This window comes from Riemerella columbipharyngis, from assembly GCF_900101995.1.
Classification (GTDB): Bacteria; Bacteroidota; Bacteroidia; order Flavobacteriales; family Weeksellaceae; genus Riemerella; species Riemerella columbipharyngis.
On record NZ_FNAS01000006.1, the window covers coordinates 1 to 19,714 of the forward strand.

The following is a 19,714-nucleotide window of genomic DNA, read 5'->3' on the forward strand; positions in this document are numbered from 1 at the left end:
GCTCTCCAAGTGAAAGCTTTTTCGTCTTCTCGTTTGTAACAAAATTTTCGCACATTTCATTTTGAAAAAATGCACATCTCGTTTTGCGGGTTATAACAGTCCACCAAAGCGTCTTTTTCGGAAATCGAGTATTTGTACCGATGCATCATCAAAAGTACAGATAAAGAGCAAGCGAAAGATTTGTTCTCATTCCCCGAGCTGTCGGACAGGCTGGAGAAAATTTTGACCAACTCAGATGCAAATGACGTTCCGTTTCTTAGAAAAGAATGCGAAACAGCTGCCGAAATCTGGGATATTTACAATGAAGCCACCCACTTCGCGACACACCAGCTGCAAGCCCCCATTACCCAGAGGCAGAAGATTCAGGAATACGCCTACCGCCTTCTGATGAAGAAGAAATACGACCTCGAAGCCCCTTTCAGAATAAGCCTTTAACCTCAAACACCCCAAATAATGCCATCATAAAATTTATCAGCAATGAAACCCATTATAAAAATGTTATAGAGAAATCGCTTACCGTAAAGCAATCACTGTGGATAGGCACCGCCAACATCAAAGATTTGTACATCAAAACGCCGTTGCAAAACACAATGTCTTACTTAGGGGCATTGTCCCATCTCATCAGTAGGCGGGTAGAGCTCAGGCTGTTTTTTGCCAAGAAGCCGGGCAAGAATTTCAGGGAAGACTTTGATAGATATCCGCTGCTCGTCAGAAACTTGGAAACCGCCATTTGCCCGAGAGTGCATTTCAAGATTTTCATTTTTGACCAGCGTGAGGCTTACATAGGCTCGGCAAAACTTACGGGAGCCGGCTTGGGAATGAAATCACCGAACAACAGAAACTTTGAAGCCGGTGTTCTAACGGACATTCCCGAAATGGTACAATGGGCCATTTATCAGTTCGATGAGGTTTGGATGGGAAAGCACTGCGCAAACTGCGGAAGAAAAAAATACTGCGAACAGCCCATTTCTCAACTTTTATGAGGGTACATTCATCATTCATAATAATTTTTTACATTTGGATTAAATATAAAACCTATGGCAAAGATAGAATACTTTTTTAGGGTAAAGTATATTGAGGATTTTCTGCGTCAAAGAAAAGAAAAAGGCGCTTCATTCAAGGAAATCTACGAATATTTGGAAGCTCATTTTGAGCAAATAGACCGAGAACTGAAATTCTGCGAGCATACTTTCCAGCGCGACAAAAATATCATCAGGGAAGTATCAGGGTTAGAGATTTCTTACGACAAAGGAAGAAACATATATTTCATTGACAAAGAATAACTTGAGTAATCTCAAGAGAACTGGGAGAATGTTTTACTGCTCAGTGCCTACCGCGAAACTAAAAAGGATTCTGACATAATGCACTTTGAAAACCGCATCTGCAGGGGGATAGGCGAAAACCTCAACGGATTGGTCCACGCCATCAAAAATAGAAAAATCGTTTCTTTTTTGCACCAAAGCCTTTGGAACAACGAAGACAAACCCAGTAAAAAAGTGGTACAGCCCTATGCCCTGAAAGAGTTTCGCTACCGCTGGTATTTATTGGGAAAAGAAGTCGTGAACGGAACCGTAAAAGAACTAAAAATCTACGGACTCAACCGTATGGCGGATCTGAAAATCTCTGCCAGTAAATTTTCCCGCGAGAAAATAAACATCGGTTAAATGTACAAAAATTCTTTCGGGATTGTCGCCCCCAACGACTATCCTGCAGAGGAAATCATCCTTTCGTTCAGCAAACAGCAAGGCAACTATGTGAAACTCTTGCCGCTGCACCATTCCCAGACCATCATAGAAGAAACCGACTCAGAAGTCGTCATTTCCCTCAAATTCGTTCCCACCTTCGATTTTATACAAGAGATACTGTCCTTGCTGCCGCGTGAAAATATTAGCCCCAAAATTCTTTAAGGAAACCATCAGAGCCGAAGTGGAAGAAATGAGAAAGAACCTTGAATAATCAAAGAATAATATTCAAATCTAAAAAAAAGTGCCAAGAATTATTCTGGCACTTTTTAAGATATTAAAATATTTCACTAAATATGAATAACTTCTCCATAAGCTGCTGCTACGGCTTCCATTACCGCTTCAGAAAGAGTCGGGTGTGGGTGTACGGCTTTTAGAATTTCGTGTCCCGTAGTTTCTAATTTTCTCGCTACTACTGCCTCGGCAATCATTTCCGTAACACCGTTCCCTATCATATGACAGCCAAGCCATTCGCCATACTTAGCATCAAAAATAACTTTCACAAAGCCGTCATTATCCCCATTGGCTGTAGCTTTACCACTGGCAGAAAATGGAAACTTACCTACTTTTATTTCGTAGCCTTTTTCTTTTGCTTGTTTCTCGGTAAGCCCTACTGACGCTATCTCTGGAAGGCAATAAGTACATCCCGGTATGTTTCCGTAATTCATTTTTTCTACACTCAGTCCTTTTATTTTCTCTACGCAAGTAATCCCTTCTGCAGAAGCTACATGTGCAAGTGCCTGAGTAGGAATAACATCTCCGATAGCATAATAGCCCGGTACAGAAGTTTGATACCACTCGTTTACCAAAATACGCCCTCTATCTGTCTGGATACCGACTTCCTCAAGCCCTATATTTTCTATGTTTGCCGTAATGCCTACCGCAGAAAGAACAATATCTGCCTCTAATGTTACATTTCCTTTTGCCGTTTTCACATTGGCTTTTACGCCATTTCCTGTGGTATCTACAGCCTCTACTGAGGCATTGGTCATTATTTCTATACCTGCTTTTTTCAAGCTTTTTTCCAAATGTTTAGAAACTTCCTCGTCTTCCACCGGAACGATATTCGGCATAAATTCTACTATCGTTACTTTGGTTCCCATAGTCGCATAGAAGTACGCAAACTCCACGCCTATTGCACCAGAGCCAACAACAATCATAGATTTAGGCTGATTGGGTAAAGAAAGTGCTTGTCTGTAGCCTATTACTTTTTTACCATCCTGAGGCAAGTTGGGTAGTTCTCTAGAGCGTGCTCCTGTTGCGATAATGATATGCTCTGCAGAAAATTCTTCTACACCACCGTCTTTTTTCTCTACGGAAACTTTTTTACCTTTCTTAACTGTGGCTGTTCCAAAGATGACATCGATTTTATTTTTCTTCATCAAAAACTCAATGCCCTTGCTCATTCTATTTGCTACACCACGGCTTCTTTGGATAACATTCGGAAAGTCAAAACTTCCCTCTACTTTATTTAGCCCAAAATCTTCGGCATGGTTGATATATTTGAATACTTGAGCAGATTTCAAAAGTGCTTTAGTAGGGATACACCCCCAATTGAGACAAATACCTCCAAGGTTTTCTTTTTCTATAATGGCTGTTTTGAAGCCTAATTGCGCAGCTCTAATGGCAGTAACATATCCGCCAGGGCCACTTCCTATCACTATAATGTCGTAGTTCATTGATTAAAATTTTACTGCGAATTTACGATTTTTTTTTAATACCAATCAAAGATCGATAGCCGGAGTAAGTAATGTTTCCATTTTAGACTTAATCTGAGCCACGCTTCCGCTGTAATTATTCACCAAAAGAGAAAAAGTCAAAACCTTCCCAGAGTAGGTATGGATATATCCTGCAAGACATTTTACCCCTTTCAGCGTACCCGTTTTAGCAAATATTTTTCCGTTTGCCTCACTATCTACGAACATTCTTTTCAGCGTTCCCGTTTGTCCTGCAACAGGCAGAGATTTTAAGAAGTCTTGATAATAAGGTTCTTTCATTATTTCTGCTAAAAACTTAGCTTGAGAAATCGGTTTTACTTCATTACTTCGTGACAGCCCGCTACCATCTACTAAATTGATTCCCGCAAAATCATATCCTTTGTTTTTGAGATGAGTAAGAATTGTACTTCTTCCCGTGTCCAGAGTTTCGTCACCGTTCTTATAAAATCCCACAGCACGAAGTATAGCCTCTGCAAAACGATTCACACTATTTTGATTGGTATAATACACCATAGTCGAAAGACTTGGCGATTTATAATTTGCAATAATTTTCGTTGCCTCCGGATTGATATTCTGCGTTTTTGTTTCCACTCCTCCGGATACCACCACTCCGCTTTTTGGCAAAGCAGCCCTAAGGTTTTTGGCTAAATAAAGCGGAGCATCGGGGATTTTGGTATAAACTTTATTTCCTTCAAAACTATCTGTAATCGCCATTTTACCTGTATATGGAGATATATAAAAGAAATGTTTCGCAGGGTGGAACGGATCTGCCGGTGGTATCACACTCATTTCTTTTCTGGGATCCATCCCCTGTGTATTCCCCACAGGAAGGTAGTAATTATTATGAGTCAGCCACACTATATTTTGGGGCAAATCAATTTTATTATTTTTGAATACCGCAGTCTCCACATAGATATTCCCATTGATTTTATTGATACCCTCGTTCTTTATAGCTTGAATAAAATCCGAAACTATCGCAGAATATCTGGATGCCCCCCCCATACCTGTTCCGAGAGAAAAATCTCCGCTTCCGATAATATAGAGATTCCCCTCTAAAACACCATCTTGGGAAACAGTACCGGAATATTCCAGCTGTGTATTGTATTGGAACTTTGTCCCCATAATGTTCATTGCTGTTTCGGTAGACAATAGTTTTGTAGTAGAAGCCGGCACCAGAGGCGTATTCTCGTTGTACGAAGTTACTACTTGGCGAGATTCCGGATCGTAGATTACAAACCCCCAGTTGGCATTTCTTACAATAGATTCGCTCTGCAGTCTTTCAATTGCAAAATCAATTTCATTTTTAGCTAATTCTGAAACTATGGCATTCTTTACCGTCTTAATCCCTTCCAAAGAAGGCGTACCCGTATAAGCGAGCCTCTGTTGTGAGGATGCTCCCACAGATAACGATAAACCTAAAATAATTAAACTCCTATTTATAATTTTCATTGAAATCATTTAAAAAGAATACATTTTTATAACGAATAAAAACCTTATTTATTACAAATGTATAAACATTTTCGTTATAAAACTTCTTTACCCCACAAAAAAAAGCATAAATTCTGTTAAAAAGTCTTAAAAATCTACAAAAACATCTATTTTAACCGATTGATATGCCTTCACTTCCCTAAACTCTTCTAACGATTTTTCTATACACTTTTTCATTGTATAGTAGTTTTTGTTTCTCGGCAGCTTGACAAGTATCTGAAACTGATATTTATTCCTAAGTTTAGAAATAGAAGACTTTTCAGGACCGAGAATACAGTCTTTGTGCAGATACTTTCTGAGGATAGACCCCATAAATTGAGAAGCTCTGTCGGCTTTAGACTCTTTATTGTGTTTGATTTCTATCAATACCAATTTGGTAAACGGCGGATAGAGAAACTTTTTTCTTTCTTTGAGAAAATAATCATAGACTTCCGCAGCAGTACCATTATCGTTAATCATCTGAAAAATAGGACTAAAAGGGTTGTATGTCTGCACCATCACACGCCCCTCTCCGGAGACCCGCCCTGCCCTGCCGGAAATCTGCGTAATTAGTTGATATGCTTGTTCTTCTGCACGAAAATCAAGGACATAGATGAGTGCGTCTGCCTTTGGAATAACCACCAAATCTATATTATCAAAATCCAGCCCTTTGGAAATCATCTGTGTTCCCACGATAATATCTGTCTCGCGATTTTCAATTTTTTCGTAAAGTCTTTCGTAAGCAAACTTTTTTCGCATTGTATCCACATCCATTCTTTCTATTCTTGCTTCGGGGAACAATTGTTTCACCTCTTCGTAAATTTGCTCTACGCCTATGCCTTTGGTCGTCAGTTTATCCGACTTGCATTTGGGACAAACCTCCAGCTTTGCCGCCTTTTGTCCGCAGTAGTGGCATTTCATCTCTTGAGTGGATTTATGATAAGTCATCACCACATCACAATTGGTGCAATAGGTAGCATAGCCGCAAACTTCGCATTCCAGCACTTTGGCATAGCCGCGTCTGTTATGCAGAATAATGATTTGTTTTTTCTTCTCAAGATTTTGTTTAATCTCTTCTATAACTTCCGTAGAAAAATTTCCGACAGTTTGTTTACTGCTTTGGGCTTCTTTGAAATTTATAATTTGATAATCCGGAATTTTCGTTTTGCCGTACCTTTCGGTTAATGCCGTATAGCCTATAATATTTTTTTGCACCAAATAATAAGTTTCCACCGATGGCGTAGCAGAACCCAATATCAATTTGGACTGATAAAAATCCGAAAGCATCAATGCCGCATCCCGCCCATTGAAAAACGGCGATACCTCCTGAAGTTTGTAGGCTCTATCGTGCTCCTCGTCCACTACTATCAGCCCTAAATTTTGGAAGGGCAGAAATAGGGCACAGCGTGTTCCTATCAGTATTTTTATTTCGTTTCTCCTTACTTTTTGCCACACCTCTACCCTCTCAAAATCCGTAAGTTTCTGATGATAAAACCCCAGATGACTCCCATATTTTTTTTCTAATCTATTGATGATTTGTTTGGTTAAGGCTATTTCCGGCAACAGCAATAGGGCATTTTTACCTTCGGCAATGCATCGCTCTATCTGATGCATATAGATATGCGTCTTTCCGGAAGAGGTTACGCCGTGCAGAAGGACTTTATTATTCTTTTGGAAAACTTTCTCTATTTCATTATTGGCAAGTCTTTGTGCTTCGGTCAATTCCTCCAAATCTTCCACTTCGCCTTCATAAGAAGAAAGGCGGTTTTCGGCTAAATAATATTCTTGAACGAAACCTTTATCCAAGAGAGATTTCAGTTGGTTGTAAGAAAAATCCCCTTCCTCAAAAAGAGACGATTTTTTAATCCTTTTAGAATTATCCTGAGTCTGAATTGATAAAATTTTCAGAAATAGTTCTTTTTGCTTTTTTGCCCTATCTAATGCAGACAGCGTTTTGATAAGATTTTCATTATCAATGATTTCTTTTGAAATTTCGACATAAGAAACTTCCTTTGCTTTGTACCGCTCTGCCACCCTTTCATCAATCATAATATACTGCAAACCAATCAATGAATTGATGGCAGAGATCATTTCTTTTTTAGGAATAAAAGCCTCTATTTCCGAAAGGTTAATCAGCTGCTGAACCTCCAGCGCCTGAAGCAGATACACTTCATTGGCTTCCAAGTTTTCATACTCTATATTGGCATTGGGATTGAGCTTAAGGTAAGTCTCACTTTGCAGCTTTAGCGAAGATGGAAAAGAGAAACGATAAATTTCCCCCAAATGACAAAGGTAATATTCTGACATCCATTTCCAAAACTCAATCTGAGGCTTCGGCAACAGAGGCACTTCATCCAAAACATTGAGTATCTCTTTCGGGGCAAAATCCTCCGGCTTGCGATTGTGCAGCTCAAAGACGACACCCGTATATATTTTTCTTCCTCTAAAAGGGACTAAAACCCGCATTCCCATCTCTACCTTAGGCAGTAAATCAATAGGGACGCTATAAGTATAGGTCCCTTTTAGATTAAGCGGGATGACGATTTCTGCGTACCCCATTAGATTTGAATCACTATCCGTCACTCAATATTTTATTTCTCGGATTGTCTTCGCTGAAGTTCTTTTTTGATTAAAGACAATTCTCTACCAGTCTGTCCCGCCACAGATGTATTCTCCTGAGCCCTACGGGTAAGATACGGCACCACTTCTTTCACAGGACCATAAGGCAGATACTTACAAGCGTTGTACTTCTCGCTACCAAGGAAATAAGTAATATTATCACTCATTCCGTAGAGCTGTCCGAAGTAGATTTGTTTGCTATCGTGTGCAATGCTTTTTTCTTTCATTTTGTCCATAATGAGTTTAGTAGAAAACTCATTGTGCGTACCAAAGAATGCAGAAACAGTATCCAAGTTCTCCATTACAAAATTGATAGCAGCATTATAGTTTTTGTCAGACGCTTCTTTGTTAGGCTGAATAGGAGAAGGATAGCCCATCTTCACGGCACGCTCTCTTTCTTTTTCCATATAGGCCCCTCTCACGAATTTGTAGCCTAAATAGTAGCCTTTGGATTTAGCTCTTTGCAAATCCTCTGCTAAATACTCCAAACGCCCTGTACGGTACATTTGTATAGTATTCCAGACAATAGCTTTTTCTTTATTAAAACGAGCTTTCATCTCATTCACCAAATCATCTACCGCAGTCTGTATCCAAGACTCTTCCGCGTCTATCATCAGAAGGACATCTCTGTCGTACGCCAGCTGGCAAACTTCTTCATAGCGTCTCACTATTCTTGTCCATTCTGCCTGCTCTTCTGCACTCAGTGTTTTACCGGCTTGTACATCTGCATAAAGATCCAAACGCCCAAAGCCAGTAGGTTTGAACACTACGAAAGGAATGGCGGGATTTCCCTTGGCAAATTCTATATCCTTTTTTGTTTCTTCACAAGTGTGGTCAAAAGTCTTTTCATCCTCTTGTCCTTCAATGGCATAGTCAAATATACTGCCAATATGATGCTTATACATCCCTTCTACCACCTTTTTGCTGTCTTCTCTGGTAACTCCGCCACAGAATTGTTCAAAAAGCGTGCTCTTCACGATACTTTGAACGAAAGGAAAATTATTGCGAATAGAGAAATTAAGTGCCTTGATACCTACATTTGTAAGTGTCGGATGCTGGATCATCGTAAACATCCACTGTGCTTTTTTCAGCTGTTTAGTGGATTTATCTGCGAATGCTATTTTTGTATTGTCAAAAATTCCCATTTTATTTTTAGAATTAATTTAAAGGCAAATTTAACAATACTTATGCAATGTAAAAAAGATTTTTTATTGATATTTTTCATACATCTTTTTTAGAAGCCGTTTATTTTTTTTATACAGCCCGGTTTCCACTTGTAAATTCAATCCTCCTCTGCTTTAAGGCAGTGTATTAAATTTCCCTTTTTAACAAAGTAAACCACCAAGCCTAAATAGATTCAATCTAAATTAAAATACCTATATATCTTTTATTAAATAAAAATATTAAATTTGCAGAATCAAAATCAATTATAAGTGTTTTCTAAGACTTGTGAATACGCACTAAGAGCCGTTATTTTCCTCGCGAGACAATCCGAGGACGGAAAAAGATTGAGCATAAAAGAAATTGCCAAGGGCATTGGATCTCCCGAACATTTCATCGCCAAAATATTGCAAGGGCTCAGCAAGAAAGGATTTATAAGCTCTACAAAGGGCCCTAACGGAGGATTTTTCTTAGATGAAAACCAAAAAATACAGCCGATAAAAGACATTATCATAGAAATTGACGGAAACAAAATATTCTCCAATTGCATCCTCGGGCTTTCGGAATGCACAGAAAACCACCCCTGCCCTATGCACCACGAGTTTAAGCCTGTAAGAGAGATTATTAAAAATTTGTTAGACCGATACACGCTTAACCACTTTATTGAGGATAAAAAGTTAAATACAACTTTCTTAACGGACAAGATAAATTACAATTAAGAAACCGGCAGAAATACATTAAGCCATTGGCTATTCATATTAAAATAAAAGATAAAAAGATATTATTATATTAAAAACAAACAGATAATGGATTTGAAACAAAAACTGATTGGCGAAATTGTAGCCGAAGACTTCCGAACCGCAGCCGTATTCAAGAAATACAAAATAGACTTCTGCTGCCGAGGCGGAAGAACTATCGCGGAAGCTTGCGAAAAGAAAAGCATTGATCCCAAAGAAATCTATAACGAAATCAACGCTCTGCCCCAAGGAAATCAAGACGGCATTGACTTCAACAGCTTCCCCATAGACCTTCTGGCGGACTATGTAGAAAAAACACACCACAGGTATGTAGAAGAAAAAACACCTGTTATACAGGCTTTTTTAGATAAACTGTGCAGGGTTCACGGAGAGCGACACCCCGAGCTTATCGAAATTGCCCGTTTATTCAATGCGTCGGCACACGATTTAGCCGCTCACCTCAAAAAAGAGGAACTCATCCTATTCCCCTTCATCAGAGCGATGGTAAATGCCAAAATCACCGGCAATGCAATACAAGCACCCCATTTTGAAACGGTGGAAAACCCCGTAAATATGATGAAACACGAGCACGATGTAGAAGGAGAAAGATTTAGAGAAATCGCTAAACTAACCGACGAGTACACTCCTCCTGCCGATGCCTGCAATACTTACAGAGTAACCTTTGCAATGTTGCAAGATTTTGAAAATGACTTACACAGACATATCCATATCGAGAATAATATTTTATTCCCTAAAGCCATTTTGTTAGAAAAAGAATTTTCAGTAGAACAATAAAAATTATTACAATATGACACCTAAAAAACTTTGGCGATGGCTTGCGGCAGTCATTCTTGGATCTTTTGCCGTACTTATTTTCTTTGGCGTGGAAATTTACAGAAAAGTTCCCCCTATTCCGGATAAAATCGTAACAACAGACGGAACGGTGGTCGCTACGGGACAAGACATCAAAGACGGACAGAATGTCTGGCAGTCCATCGGCGGGCAGACCGTAGGAAGCATATGGGGACACGGTGCCTACATTGCACCGGACTGGACGGCGGATTACCTCCACAGGGAAGCGGTTTTGTTGCTAAAAAATTTAGCAGGAAAAGACGGCAAAAACTACGATTCGCTTCCAGAAGAAGAACAGGTAAAATACCAAGTTTTACTAAAAAAAGAATTGAGAACCAATACCTTTGATGAAGATAAAAAAGAAATCATCATCAGCAATGAACGGGCGAAAGTACAAGCGGAACTCGCTTCTTATTATGCAAAATTATTTATGGGAGATCCGTCTATGGAAAAACTTCGCGATCAATATGCGATTGCAAAACATACCATAAAAGACCCCGAGAGAATGAAACAGATGAATGCGTTTTTTGCTTGGAGTACCTGGGTCTGCAGCACCAATCGCCCCAACGATGATGTAACATATACCAACAACTGGCCCCACGAACCTTTGATCGGGAATATTGCACCCGCTTCTTTGCACTTATGGTCTGGTTTTAGTGTTCTTTTACTCTTGGCAGGGGTTGCCCTCTTGGTTTTCCACCACACGAAAAACAACGAAGAAGAACTGAACAAAGTTCTCCCTACGGAAGACCCTTTGAGAAAAATGAAACCCACTCCCTCTATGAAAGCAACGCTGAAGTACATATGGATCGTATCTCTACTTATCCTTGTACAGATGCTTGCCGGAGTCATCACCGCCCACTACGGCGTCGAAGGAACCGCATTCTACGGCTTACCGCTGGCTGATTTTTTACCACAGTCCCTTTCCAGAAGCTGGCACGTGCAGCTGGCTATCTTCTGGATTGCTACCTCTTGGCTCGCCACAGGGCTTTATATTGCTCCGGCGGTCTCCGGACACGAACCGAAATATCAAGTATTGGGTGTAAATATCCTCTTTGGAGCTTTGCTCTTTGTAGTGCTGGGTTCTTTGGCAGGGCAATGGTTCGGAGTAATGCAAAAATTGGGATTGGTACAAAACTTCTTGTTTGGACACCAAGGATACGAATATGTGGAACTTGGAAGAGTATGGCAAATTCTTCTTTTGGTAGGGCTGTTCTTGTGGCTGTTCCTTATGGTACGAGCTTTATTGCCTGCGTTGAAGAAAAAAGACGGAGACAGGCACCTGCTTATCCTGTTCACTCTGTCTGCCGTAGCCATTGCGATGTTCTACGGTGCAGGCCTTATGTATGGTAGACAGACCCATATGGCCATTGCCGAATACTGGAGATGGTGGGTCGTGCATCTTTGGGTAGAAGGATTTTTCGAAGTTTTTGCTACAGTAGTGGCGGCATTCCTATTCACGCGATTGGGATTGCTGAGACTAAAATCCGCAACCGTTTCCGTACTCTTCTCTACGATTATTTTCTTGGCAGGAGGTATTCTCGGGACTTTCCACCACTTGTATTTCAGTGCTACTCCTACGGCTGTTTTGGCATTAGGGGCAACATTTAGTGCATTGGAGATTGTTCCGCTGGTCCTTATCGGCATAGAGGCTTATCATAACTACCAAGTAAGTAAATCCACAAAATGGATTAAAGCCTACAAATGGCCTATCTACTGCTTTATCGCAATGTGTTTTTGGAACTTCTTGGGAGCCGGTATTTTCGGTTTTTCCATCAACCCGCCTATCGCGTTGTATTATCTGCAAGGGCTTAATACCACCGCAGTACACGGGCACGCCGCACTATTCGGTGTGTATGGTATCTTAGGAATTGGGCTGATGCTGTTTGTGCTAAGAGGATTGTACCCCGAACACAACTGGAACGACAAACTCATCGGCTGGGCATTCTGGCTTATCAATATCGGTCTGCTGGTAATGGTAACGGTAAGTATTTTACCTATAGGAATTATGCAATCCATCGCTTCTATACAAGAGGGATATTGGTATGCGCGTTCGGCGGAATTTATGCACACCGATACGATGCAGACCCTAAGATGGATGAGGGTGCCGGGAGACTTGTTGCTTGCCGTAGGGGAGGTATTGCTCGTTGCTTTCATCATCGGACTAAAAACAGGCTGGTCCTTGAAAGACAAGAGATAATACACCTGTTCCATACAAAAAAAATTCGCCCCGTTTCAAAACTCTGAGGCGGGGTGGTTTATATATAAAAATATGTATGCTGTACCGAAAAAAAGCCTATATATAAAACTTTTTCTTTTGCCTTTCGTTTTATACATTTGCAAAAAAAACGATGGTTTCTATTCTTAATGATGATTTTTCAGCACTTAATGATTTTGTAAATAAAGGCGGATACAGCAAAATTTTCTTTCTATTGGATGAAAACACCCACCAATACTGCCTACCTATTGTTTTGGGAAATTTAGAAACCGATATCCCCTTTGAAATCATTGAAATAGAACAAGGAGAGGAGCTGAAAAACATTGATACCGCTATCCAAATATGGGAAATCCTCGCCGAGTTCCAGGCGGATAGGAAATCTTTGCTCATCAACTTAGGCGGCGGTGTCATTACCGATATGGGTGGCTTTGTAGCTTCCACCTACAAACGGGGAATGGACTTCATCAATATCCCTACGACACTGCTCGCTATGTGCGACGCTTCCATAGGAGGAAAAACGGGAATAGACCACCTCTACTTAAAAAATATCATCGGTACTTTTGCTTTTCCGAAAGAGATTTTCGTTTATCCGGAGTTTCTGAAAACGCTGCCCTTTGTAGAGCTGAGAAGCGGATTTGCAGAGATGCTGAAACACGGACTGATAGCCGACATAAAACACTGGGAAGCACTTTCCCAAATCCAGGAACTGTTACCGGAAAACATCGCCCCACATATTCCTGTCTCTATGGAGATTAAACAAAATATCGTGAAACAAGATTTTACGGAAAAAAATATCCGCAAAACCCTAAACTTCGGACATAGTGTAGGACACGCCATAGAGAGCTTGTTCCTAAAAGAAAAACAACCTATCCCCCACGGAGAGGGCGTGGCACTGGGAATGATTATAGAAACCTATCTATCTTATCTTGAAAAACTTATCCCCCTACCCGATGCCGAAAACATTATAGGTACCATTAGGCAGTTTTACCCTTATATCAATATTCAACTGTTTGAAAATGAAGCTATAAAAGCCGTGATGATGAACGATAAAAAAAACAACAACGGAAAACTAATGCTCAGCCTTATCGACCGAAAAGGACACGCCATCTACGACTATCAGGCTCAAACCTCGCATATAGACGACGCCTTGCGTTTCTACAAAAACCTTAACCATTAAACCTAAACCAATGGGAAAAATAATAGCCCTCGACTACGGAAAAAAACGCACCGGAATAGCCGCCACAGACGACCTGAAAATCATTGCAAGCGGACTACAAACCGTGGAAACCTCGGAGCTTTTTGCCTTCTTGGAGAAGTATTTATCGGAAAACAATGTAGAAGAATTGATTATTGGGCTTCCCATTGACCTAAAAGGAATCAATTCCGAAATAGAGCAAGATATCTCTGCTTTTATCAAAAGGTTTGAAAGCCAATTCCCCCATATCCCCATACACCGAGTAGATGAACGCTTTACCTCGAAAATAGCGTCGTTCTACATCAGTAAAAGCGGAAAGTCCAAGAAAAAGAGGCAAGACAAAGGGCTAATCGATAAAATAAGTGCTACGATTATCCTCCAAGATTATCTGGAATCTAAGGGATAGAGCTATACTTCTACCAAACATTATGGAACTCCTCCGCGGAGTTGAGTACCATCTTGTGATATTAACCATAGAAACTAATATTTTATTTTTTTCATTAAAGCTATATATACTATTTAACTCAAGGCAGCCGTCGTTTCAAAATAAATTTATGCCGATAACGCTTTCTGAAATTCTTTCTCGTTTTATTTATCTTAACATCTTATATACAACATATGGAAGTATTATTGAGTTCGGATAGTCAAAAAATAACATATAAAATAATATCTTTGCACCTATAAAGGTTAATTTAATGAAAGATTGGATACATGCGGCGCGTCTAAGGACTTTGTCGCTGTCTATTAGCGGGATTATTGTCGGCTCGTTTATTGCTCGTTGGCAGCTCAATACCAATAGCGGAGGAACTTGGGATTTGTCAGTTTTTATATTGGCATTATTGGTAACGGTGCTATATCAGGTGCTTTCTAATTTTGCAAATGACTATGGAGACGGCATAAAAGGAACCGATGCCAAAAGAGTAAACGAAGCCGAAGCCCGGGCGGTAGCATCGGGAAGAATTACTCCACGACAGATGAAAACTGCCGTATGGCTCACTGCCGGAGTTTCTTTTGCTGCTACTGTGGCACTTTTGTATATTGCTTTTTTTCCGAATCACATCCGTGTATTCTGGGGATTTATCGGACTGGGTATTCTCTGCATCTTAGCAGCGATAGGCTATACTGTGGGTAAAAAACCTTACGGCTATATGGGACTGGGGGATATTATGGTATTTTTATTCTTCGGATTGGTATCTGTGGGAGGGAGCTATTTCCTCTTCACTAAGTCTTGGGATTGGGCATTACTATTGCCTGCTTCGGCGGTGGGGATGATGAGTGCGGCAGTCCTTAACCTTAATAATATGAGAGATATCGAAAGTGATAGAGAGAGTGGCAAGAAGACTTTGGCGCTTCGCTTGGGCTTCCGCAGGGCGATGATTTACCAGATGGTGTTGCTGATATTACCGCTTGTTTTTATCTTGATTTTCTTGGGCGTCAAAGGCTTTTTTTACTCAAGGAATTATTATGCTTTTATGGTTATGATACTGCTTTTCCCTATGATGAACCTTCGCCGCAGGATAATGGCAGTGAAAGAGCCGAGAGCCTTAGATCCTTTTCTGAAACAGGTGGGCATCATTACGCTGATGATGGCAATACTCTTGGCGTTTGGGCTAAATTATTTTTAATAAAATGATAAACCATTATACAAAAATAAAAATACGATGAAAATACAATTTTTAGGACAAAACTGTTTTTTGTTCACTTATAAGGGTAAGATGATTTTATCGGATCCTTTTTATAATTATCAAAAAGAAAAATCAGGGTTTAATCTTGATGCCCAGCGGATAGATTATGTCCTGATAACACACGCCCATGGCGACCATACCGCCGATGTGCAGGAAGTGATAGACCGCTATCCGGATGCAGTGGTCATCGGGCAACCCGAAGTTTGCGGCTATTTTAAGCATCTGCACAATATAGACATCAATTTCGGAGGCTCTGCCAAAATAGAAGACCTCAAAATCTCTATGGTACCAGCACTGCATACGAGTTCTTTTCCGGACGGTAGCTACGGAGGGCTGGCAGCAGGCTATGTTTTTCGGTTTGCAGATGGGCGAAACCTCTATATGGCAGGAGATACAGGCGTGAGTGCAGAGATGGCACTGCTGCCGAAGCTTTTCGGTTCGCTGGATATGGCTATTCTGCCGGTGGGCAAACATTACACCATGTGCCCTCGCAAAGCGGCTTTTGCAGCAGCAGAATTACTAAAAACTCAGAAAGTATTGGGATGCCATTTTGATACTTTCCCATCAATAACCATTGACCATACCGAAGCCTACCGATATTTTGAAGAAAAAGGAATAGATTTTACACTCCCTGAGCTGGGACAAGAGTTTGATTTTTAGGGGGAGCTTTGTTTATGTAAATTGATACGAAATAATCCTCTTAAATTATCTTAAACCTTGTTTAAATTCAAAATATTTTTTTTTATAAATTACCACTAATTGTCAGTAATGTTAGTTGAGTGATTTTTTTATTATAACTTAATTTGTAGATTTCTACAAAGCGACAAAAACACTTAATATAAACACCTTATGACAACATTTATATCATACAAATTCTTAAATTTTAATTTTTAAATAGGAGGATTAAAAACTTTTGCATTGATTTTCTACAAACAAGATTTTCCCCAACCGGTCAACAGCAATCCCAATCCAACAGTAATTTTTATACTTAACATAAATACGTATATCGTCTAATTTTAATATTTCTCTTGTCTATTCACATTTTAGTAAAGTTACAGACTATCAACATTTTATCTTCTACAAATACTTTCTTAGCTAATATTTCTATAGTTCGAAATATCCAATTTTCTAAGTATGGCTCCAATATTAAAAAACACTTCTTTTCCAAAAATTTTTCATTATATTATTTTCTATAGACTGAAACTTTTTCATTCATATCTTTATTTTCATTTATAAAACCATCTTTTTATTCTATTTTCTGATTTACCCTTTGGATAATTTGTCTTTTTCAAATACACAATAGACTATTTTTAATTAATAATACTTTTCAAAATACATGCTAAAAATCTAATCCCTAAGTTTAAATATAAAAAGCGACAAATGGGGTAAAGGTTTTATTTCTATTAAAAGAACTCTTTTAAGATAAAAATACAAAATCACTGGCACAAACCGTGATAGATATGCTGTTGCCTTAAAGTCCATTACCAGTGATAATGGTGCTGAGTTTGCTCATCATCAAAAGGTTGCAAAAAATGCAGTTTGAATTTTATTTTGTACATCCGTATGATTTATGGAAAAGGGAATTGAATGAATACAGCAATAAATGAGTTAGACAATACATTCCGAAATCATCAGAATTTAGTGTTATTGATAATAAATATATCAAAGAGGTAGCCGAAGACCAAGTAAAAAACTTAAATTTTAGAACTCCGAAAGACCTCTTTTATCAATGAGTCGCATTGGTTAATTAAATGTGCCTTTCAAAATTCTATCATAAAAAATTTTTGTAGAATTTAGAAAATACATATCTTTGCAGCTCAAAACAAAAGAAGGGTTCCGTGGCCGAGTGGCTAGGCAGAGGTCTGCAAAACCTTGTACAGCGGTTCGAATCCGCTCGGAACCTCAAAAAAAAAATCCCAAAGTAAGCACTTTGGGATTTTCAGTTCTTATTCTTACAATTAAATCCCCTCCAATAGAGGGTATTTATCGTATATAACAAGCAAACTAGCCTACCTCTTCATTACTCTTTTTACGGCTTCTGCCACCGCGTCGGCATCTATTTTATATTTTTTCATTAGCTCGGTAGGCGTTCCCGATTCGCCAAAAGTATCATTTACAGCGACAAATTCTTGCCTTGTTGGGTGTTTTCGTGCTAGCATTCCCGCAACGCTCTCCCCTAATCCGCCTAAAATGTTATGCTCTTCAGCTGTTACAATACAACCTGTTTTCTTAACGGATTTTAAGATAATTTCTTCGTCCAGCGGTTTAATGGTGTGAATGTTTATCACTTCGCAAGAGATACCTTCTTTTGCCAATTCTTCGGCTGCCAATAAGCTCTCCCAAACCAAATGCCCCGTTGCTACGATGGTTACATCTGTACCTTCTTGAAGCAAAATTCCTTTTCCGATTTCAAAGGGCATATCCTCTGGGATAAAAACCGGAACGACAGGTCGCCCAAATCGTAAATATACCGGACCTTCGTACTCGGCGGCAGCTAATGTTGCGGCTTTGGTTTGGTTGTAATCGCACGGATTAATAACCACCATACCTGGGAGCATTTTCATCAGCCCAATGTCTTCCAAAATTTGGTGTGTGGCTCCGTCTTCGCCCAAAGTAACGCCAGCGTGCGATGCCGCGATTTTCACATTTTTGCCCGAATAGGCAATCGATTGACGAATTTGATCATACACCCGCCCTGTGGCAAAAGCGGCAAATGTACCTGCAAACGGGATTTTTCCGCCAATAGTAAGCCCTGCCGCCATACCCATCATATTGGCTTCGGCAATTCCTGTTTGGAAAAATCTTTCGGGTGCTTTTTCTATGAATTTCTCCATCTTAAGCGAACCTATTAAATCGGCACAAAGTGCCACTACATTTGGGTTTTTATCGGCAAGCTCTGCCAATCCTACCCCAAACCCACTGCGGGTGTCTTTCTTTTCTGTAAAGGTGTATTTCATTTTTTTATGTTTTTTTATATTATCGCATCAAAATATTTTGTATTTTTTCTTTATATCTGTTTATTGTTTCTTGTTTTTCTATTTCTAATTTTCTATTCTTACTCAATTCTAAAAAATCTTTGTTTAAATCTATTCCTACAAAGCGTCTTCTGTATAAATTTGCTGCTATTCCAGTGGTTGAACTCCCCGCAAAAGGATCTAGAATTAAATCATTAGGGTGAGAAGTTGCTAAAATAATCTGACTTAAAAGAGCCAACGGTTTTTGAGTAGGATGCTTACCGCAGGATTTCTCCCAAGAGGCAATGGCTGGCATACGCCACACATCTTTCATCTGTTTATTATTATTGAGTTTCTTCACTAATTCATAATTAAAATAATGCGGAATTTTTTCAAATTTTCTCGCCCAAATGATCTGTTCGGTAGAATGCGTAAAATAACGACAAGAGAAATTGGGCGGAGGATTGGTTTTTTCCCAAGTAATTACATTTAAAATTTTAAACTCTAATTCTTGGAGGAGCTGACCTATAGAAAAAATATTATGCATCGTTCCACTAACACAAATAGTTGCATTATCTTTCATTTTTTCACGAACTATACTTAGCCATTTTCGATTAAAATTATTGATGTAATTAATCCCAAATGATTTATCCCAAGTTCCTTTGTTTACACTGGAAATTTTTCCATTTTTAATAGTTAACCCATCATTTGACAAAAAATACGGCGGATCTGCAAATACCATATCAAATTGATAGTCAGTTTTAGGTAACAGCTCCATCATATCTCCGTGAAAGAGATAGAATTTTTTATCATCAGACTTGAAATAGGGTTCTATCATTTTTGTTCTGGCACAGGTAAACCTAATTTAGCAAGAGGTATATATTCAAAAAAATAGTAACAATGTACACTATGGATATAATCTAAAACGTCTTTATAAGATGGATTTCTAAACCAATCACTCAACAAATAAATATATTCTACTTCAATATTTGCCTTTGAGAGTAATTTCTGATATTGTTTTCTTTTAAAATCACACGTTTGTAGTTTTTCATCAACAGAACCTGCTACTTGCTGAAATTTACATTCAATAACAAATAAAGTATTGGCTATAATTACAAATATACTATCATCAGGAAGTAGTTTTTTTGAAATTAAATCTTTCCAATTGATGCGAAGTTCTTCCAAAAATTTATAAAATCCGTGTTTTTTAAATATTCTACCCACTAATTTCTTTTTATAGTAGACCTTACCGTTATCTACTTTATAGTCTTTTTGTGCATTTAGAAAGGTAGATAAATCTGTTTTTCCTTCAAAAATTAAACCTGTTTTGGTGTTTCCACCTCCTTTTCCTCCTATGATCATAATA

General features: G+C 39.1%; 19 protein-coding genes and 1 tRNA gene. 13 read left to right on the top strand and 7 right to left on the bottom strand.

Annotated features, from left to right (window positions below):
- Nucleotides 1–132: 132 nt before the first annotated feature.
- The 5 genes from BLS89_RS04410 to BLS89_RS11020 all read left to right on the top strand — a co-directional run bounded on the left by BLS89_RS04410 (nucleotide 133) and on the right by BLS89_RS11020 (nucleotide 1,907).
- The gene (locus BLS89_RS04410; protein ID WP_092736289.1) at nucleotides 133–435 is read left to right on the top strand and encodes a hypothetical protein; all 303 of its coding nucleotides are present in this window, start codon (nucleotides 133–135) and stop codon (nucleotides 433–435) included.
- Between the two features lie 125 nt (nucleotides 436–560).
- The gene (locus tag BLS89_RS04415) at nucleotides 561–983 is read left to right on the top strand and encodes a phospholipase D-like domain-containing protein (RefSeq protein WP_394330511.1); all 423 of its coding nucleotides are present in this window, start codon (nucleotides 561–563) and stop codon (nucleotides 981–983) included.
- Between the two features lie 54 nt (nucleotides 984–1,037).
- Entirely contained in the window at nucleotides 1,038–1,283 is a 246-nt protein-coding gene (locus BLS89_RS11010; RefSeq protein ID WP_245688857.1) for a hypothetical protein, read from the top strand.
- A 78-nt stretch (nucleotides 1,284–1,361) separates the two neighbouring features.
- Nucleotides 1,362–1,664 (top strand): WYL domain-containing protein, encoded by a 303-nt coding sequence (locus BLS89_RS11015; RefSeq protein ID WP_245688859.1) that lies wholly within the window; start codon nucleotides 1,362–1,364, stop codon nucleotides 1,662–1,664.
- Nucleotides 1,665–1,907, top strand: a complete 243-nt coding sequence (locus BLS89_RS11020) for a WYL domain-containing protein (RefSeq protein ID WP_245688861.1) — start codon at nucleotides 1,665–1,667, stop codon at nucleotides 1,905–1,907. It abuts the gene before it with no gap.
- A 125-nt stretch (nucleotides 1,908–2,032) separates the two neighbouring features.
- Here the strand turns inward: BLS89_RS11020 and lpdA are convergent, their stop codons facing one another.
- From lpdA to BLS89_RS04440, 4 genes are all read right to left on the bottom strand, one after another.
- The gene (lpdA, locus tag BLS89_RS04425) at nucleotides 2,033–3,421 is read right to left on the bottom strand and encodes a dihydrolipoyl dehydrogenase (RefSeq protein WP_092736291.1); all 1,389 of its coding nucleotides are present in this window, start codon (nucleotides 3,419–3,421) and stop codon (nucleotides 2,033–2,035) included.
- Between the two features lie 45 nt (nucleotides 3,422–3,466).
- Complete coding sequence (gene dacB / locus BLS89_RS04430) at nucleotides 3,467–4,909, bottom strand: D-alanyl-D-alanine carboxypeptidase/D-alanyl-D-alanine endopeptidase (protein ID WP_092736292.1); 1,443 nt, start codon at nucleotides 4,907–4,909, stop codon at nucleotides 3,467–3,469.
- A 126-nt stretch (nucleotides 4,910–5,035) separates the two neighbouring features.
- A complete protein-coding gene (priA, locus tag BLS89_RS04435; protein WP_092736293.1) occupies nucleotides 5,036–7,486 on the bottom strand; it encodes a replication restart helicase PriA in 2,451 nt (816 codons plus the stop codon).
- Nucleotides 7,487–7,518: 32 nt separating this feature from the next.
- Nucleotides 7,519–8,691 carry a proline dehydrogenase family protein gene (locus BLS89_RS04440; RefSeq protein WP_092736294.1) on the bottom strand — a complete coding sequence of 391 codons (1,173 nt, stop codon included), beginning with the start codon at nucleotides 8,689–8,691 and terminating at the stop codon, nucleotides 7,519–7,521.
- Nucleotides 8,692–8,979: 288 nt separating this feature from the next.
- Here BLS89_RS04440 and BLS89_RS04445 point away from each other — a divergent pair, with 288 nt between their 5' ends.
- From BLS89_RS04445 to BLS89_RS04480, 8 genes are all read left to right on the top strand, one after another.
- Nucleotides 8,980–9,426, top strand: a complete 447-nt coding sequence (locus tag BLS89_RS04445) for an RrF2 family transcriptional regulator (RefSeq protein ID WP_092736295.1) — start codon at nucleotides 8,980–8,982, stop codon at nucleotides 9,424–9,426.
- An 87-nt stretch (nucleotides 9,427–9,513) separates the two neighbouring features.
- On the top strand, nucleotides 9,514–10,239 hold the full coding sequence (gene ric / locus BLS89_RS04450; protein WP_092736296.1) for an iron-sulfur cluster repair di-iron protein: 726 nt from the start codon (nucleotides 9,514–9,516) through the stop codon (nucleotides 10,237–10,239).
- A 13-nt stretch (nucleotides 10,240–10,252) separates the two neighbouring features.
- Nucleotides 10,253–12,496, top strand: a complete 2,244-nt coding sequence (locus BLS89_RS04455; protein ID WP_092736297.1) for a nitric-oxide reductase large subunit — start codon at nucleotides 10,253–10,255, stop codon at nucleotides 12,494–12,496.
- 151 nt (nucleotides 12,497–12,647) lie between these two features.
- Nucleotides 12,648–13,691, top strand: coding sequence for a 3-dehydroquinate synthase (gene aroB, locus BLS89_RS04460; protein ID WP_092736298.1), 1,044 nt, complete (start codon nucleotides 12,648–12,650; stop codon nucleotides 13,689–13,691).
- Nucleotides 13,692–13,701: 10 nt separating this feature from the next.
- Nucleotides 13,702–14,115, top strand: a complete 414-nt coding sequence (gene ruvX, locus BLS89_RS04465) for a Holliday junction resolvase RuvX (protein ID WP_092736299.1) — start codon at nucleotides 13,702–13,704, stop codon at nucleotides 14,113–14,115.
- A gap of 289 nt (nucleotides 14,116–14,404) precedes the next feature.
- Nucleotides 14,405–15,334, top strand: coding sequence for a 1,4-dihydroxy-2-naphthoate octaprenyltransferase (menA, locus tag BLS89_RS04470; RefSeq protein ID WP_092736300.1), 930 nt, complete (start codon nucleotides 14,405–14,407; stop codon nucleotides 15,332–15,334).
- Between the two features lie 36 nt (nucleotides 15,335–15,370).
- Nucleotides 15,371–16,054 (top strand): metal-dependent hydrolase, encoded by a 684-nt coding sequence (locus tag BLS89_RS04475; protein ID WP_092736301.1) that lies wholly within the window; start codon nucleotides 15,371–15,373, stop codon nucleotides 16,052–16,054.
- Nucleotides 16,055–17,226: 1,172 nt separating this feature from the next.
- Nucleotides 17,227–17,297 (top strand) — tRNA-Cys (locus tag BLS89_RS04480).
- A gap of 106 nt (nucleotides 17,298–17,403) precedes the next feature.
- On the opposite strand, the gene BLS89_RS04485 is transcribed toward BLS89_RS04480, so the two are convergent.
- Genes BLS89_RS04485 through BLS89_RS04495 form a run of 3 tightly spaced genes read right to left on the bottom strand, consistent with a single transcriptional unit; the run spans nucleotide 17,404 to nucleotide 19,710 of the window.
- Nucleotides 17,404–18,351, bottom strand: a complete 948-nt coding sequence (locus tag BLS89_RS04485) for a transketolase family protein (RefSeq protein WP_092736302.1) — start codon at nucleotides 18,349–18,351, stop codon at nucleotides 17,404–17,406.
- A gap of 19 nt (nucleotides 18,352–18,370) precedes the next feature.
- Nucleotides 18,371–19,186 (bottom strand): DNA-methyltransferase, encoded by an 816-nt coding sequence (locus BLS89_RS04490; protein ID WP_092736303.1) that lies wholly within the window; start codon nucleotides 19,184–19,186, stop codon nucleotides 18,371–18,373.
- Nucleotides 19,183–19,710, bottom strand: a complete 528-nt coding sequence (locus BLS89_RS04495) for a PD-(D/E)XK nuclease superfamily protein (RefSeq protein ID WP_092736304.1) — start codon at nucleotides 19,708–19,710, stop codon at nucleotides 19,183–19,185. The genes BLS89_RS04490 and BLS89_RS04495 overlap by 4 nt, the downstream gene beginning before the upstream one ends.
- Between the last annotated feature and the right edge of the window lie 4 nt (nucleotides 19,711–19,714).

Bases quoted from the DNA above. Each gene is read 5' to 3' on its own strand.
- BLS89_RS11015 (WP_245688859.1), top strand. From the start codon at position 1,362: ATGCACTTTGAAAACCGCATCTGCAGGGGGATAGGCGAAAACCTCAAC.
- ruvX (WP_092736299.1), top strand. From the start codon at position 13,702: ATGGGAAAAATAATAGCCCTCGACTACGGAAAAAAACGCACCGGAATA.
- BLS89_RS04490 (WP_092736303.1), bottom strand. From the start codon at position 19,186: ATGATAGAACCCTATTTCAAGTCTGATGATAAAAAATTCTATCTCTTT.
- dacB (WP_092736292.1), bottom strand. From the start codon at position 4,909: ATGAAAATTATAAATAGGAGTTTAATTATTTTAGGTTTATCGTTATCT.
- priA (WP_092736293.1), bottom strand. From the start codon at position 7,486: ATGGGGTACGCAGAAATCGTCATCCCGCTTAATCTAAAAGGGACCTAT.
- BLS89_RS04485 (WP_092736302.1), bottom strand. From the start codon at position 18,351: ATGAAATACACCTTTACAGAAAAGAAAGACACCCGCAGTGGGTTTGGG.
- menA (WP_092736300.1), top strand. From the start codon at position 14,405: ATGAAAGATTGGATACATGCGGCGCGTCTAAGGACTTTGTCGCTGTCT.
- BLS89_RS04455 (WP_092736297.1), top strand. From the start codon at position 10,253: ATGACACCTAAAAAACTTTGGCGATGGCTTGCGGCAGTCATTCTTGGA.
- BLS89_RS04495 (WP_092736304.1), bottom strand. From the start codon at position 19,710: ATGATCATAGGAGGAAAAGGAGGTGGAAACACCAAAACAGGTTTAATT.
- BLS89_RS11010 (WP_245688857.1), top strand. From the start codon at position 1,038: ATGGCAAAGATAGAATACTTTTTTAGGGTAAAGTATATTGAGGATTTT.
- aroB (WP_092736298.1), top strand. From the start codon at position 12,648: ATGGTTTCTATTCTTAATGATGATTTTTCAGCACTTAATGATTTTGTA.
- BLS89_RS04440 (WP_092736294.1), bottom strand. From the start codon at position 8,691: ATGGGAATTTTTGACAATACAAAAATAGCATTCGCAGATAAATCCACT.
- ric (WP_092736296.1), top strand. From the start codon at position 9,514: ATGGATTTGAAACAAAAACTGATTGGCGAAATTGTAGCCGAAGACTTC.
- BLS89_RS04475 (WP_092736301.1), top strand. From the start codon at position 15,371: ATGAAAATACAATTTTTAGGACAAAACTGTTTTTTGTTCACTTATAAG.
- lpdA (WP_092736291.1), bottom strand. From the start codon at position 3,421: ATGAACTACGACATTATAGTGATAGGAAGTGGCCCTGGCGGATATGTT.
- BLS89_RS11020 (WP_245688861.1), top strand. From the start codon at position 1,665: ATGTACAAAAATTCTTTCGGGATTGTCGCCCCCAACGACTATCCTGCA.